Raw genomic sequence first — 1,873 nt, 5'->3', positions numbered from 1 at the left:
GAGCGCCGCGGTGGCGGCACCGGCGAGGACGGCGGCTGCCGCCGCAACATGGAAAAGGGACAACCGCGGCACGGGCGATCTCCGTTCGATCAGGTCGGGGCCGGGGCGGGTACTCCGGTTCGTGCTCGCAGGGTACCGGGCCTCCGGCGGCGGAGAGAAGCCGCGTCAGCGCGGCAGGATCCGGTTGATCCAGGCCGCCGGGACGTTCCCCTCGCGGGTGTGCGCGCCGACGAGCGTGCGGATGCGGTCGGCCTTGCCGGTCACCGTCCGCCGGGCCCCGCCGGCCGACGTCGCCACGAGCGTGCGGGCCTGCCCGCTGGACCAGCGCGAGGTGACCTTGATCGACCGCACGTTACCGAGGCCGAAGAGGTCCCGGGCCTGGGACTGGCTGATGACGCGGGTCCACGAGTCAGTCGGGTTGCCCGGTGCCTTGGCGCTGTACGGGTCGGGCTCGGAGCGCTCGTAGGGGAGCCGGGTCGTCCACACGTCCTCGGACCGCGCCGTCCGCCCGCCGCTGGAGGCGAAGTAGTGCGCCTCGACGGGCGCGCCCTGATAGGTGAGCACGCGTGCCGTGCGCGTCGAGGACCGGGTGGCGTTCACGGCGTCGCGCCAGTAGCTGCCGTACAGGGGCTCGGACTGCTTCTTCCAGCCGGTGAACTGCTGGTCGCGCACGTCGTCCACGAGGTGGCAGCGGCACCTCTGCTTCAGGTCACGGGCCTTGAGCACCGCGTACGAGCGGGCCACGATGGCCTGCGCCCGCAGCGCCTGCGCGCCGCCGGCCGAGCCCCAGGACGACGGCACCTCGGCCACGCCGTAGAGGTACTCGGTGTTCAGCCGGAGCTGGTTGACGATGTTCGGCACCCCGGAGATCGCGGAGAGCTGCATCCGGCCGTACCGGTAGGTGCCGTGCGCGCCGCCGACCGACACCGTCGCGCGCGCCACGCCGGGCTTGTAGAACGGGGTGCCCGACCACTCCAGGGCCAGGCTGCGGCCGCGGATGGTCCGGCCGTCGGCCTTCACCACGACGGACCCCTTCGACGCCGCGACCCGCAGGTTGCCGGGCGGGCCGGACTCGACCTGCCTGCCGCCCGACAGCAGGCTCCACCACCCGCCCCGCACCTTGATGGTGGTGGCCGAGCGGCGGTCGCCGTAGCCGGAGTACCCGTACGGGTCCGGGCCGTGCACCTGGACGGAGACCCGGGCCGGGGTCGACACGGCGCCCGCCCTGGTCCCGGCGTAGTAGTGCCGCAGGATCTTCGCCGCCGACGCCCCCTCGCGCGCCATCTGGTAGGCGCCGTACTGCGGCATCCCCACGCCGTGGCCGGAGCCGGAGCCCTTGATCGCGAAGGAGTCGGGCACCGCGGCCGACGCCGGGGCACCCGGCGTCAGGAGCGAGAGGACCAGGAGCATCACGCCCAGTGCGGCCCGGGCCGGCGTCGGGACGCCTCGCGGGATCGCGGAACGTCGCACCGCTGTTCGTCCGGCAGGCACGGGATCACCTCCACTGGCACCGTCCCTCCTCACTGTGCAGCACGGACGAGAGGGCAGCATCCGGGGCGCACCTCCGCCAGCAGGCCGTTTCGCCATCGGAAATTCCTGTGCGGGCGGGACCTGCCGCCCTCCGCGCGGTACGGGTTGCCCGTGGCTACTGTCGGTTGATGCGATCGACTGTGCGCTATGTCACATCACCCGCCCTCGTGCTCGTGCTGGCCGCCGCGGGGGTGATCGCCCCGGTCACGTCGCTGCCCACGCCCCAGGCGGTTGCTGTCTCGCCCGAGATCGACCGGGTCCGAGTGACCGGCGTCGACCCGGCCGCACGGCGCGACCCCTCCGCGCTCGCCGAGCCAGCCGGGCACGCGGAGGACGCCGACAC

At 73.7% G+C, this 1,873-nt stretch carries 2 protein-coding genes; one reads left to right on the top strand and one right to left on the bottom strand.

Going from position 1 to position 1,873, the window contains the following annotated elements; genetic code table 11:
* Positions 1–165: 165 nt before the first annotated feature.
* Positions 166–1,491, bottom strand: coding sequence for a SpoIID/LytB domain-containing protein (locus tag PROKR_RS06250; RefSeq protein ID WP_157601926.1), 1,326 nt, complete (start codon positions 1,489–1,491; stop codon positions 166–168).
* Between the two features lie 167 nt (positions 1,492–1,658).
* On the opposite strand from PROKR_RS06250, the gene PROKR_RS34050 reads away from it, so the two are divergent.
* The coding region (locus PROKR_RS34050; protein ID WP_169736340.1) for a hypothetical protein at positions 1,659–1,873 on the top strand (215 nt) is incomplete at its 3' end.

It is taken from the genome of Promicromonospora kroppenstedtii DSM 19349, assembly GCF_000515355.1.
Taxonomy (GTDB): Bacteria; Actinomycetota; Actinomycetes; order Actinomycetales; family Cellulomonadaceae; genus Promicromonospora; species Promicromonospora kroppenstedtii.
Note: the sequence above shows the minus strand (reverse complement) of the source record. Positions and strands in the feature narration are given on the sequence as shown.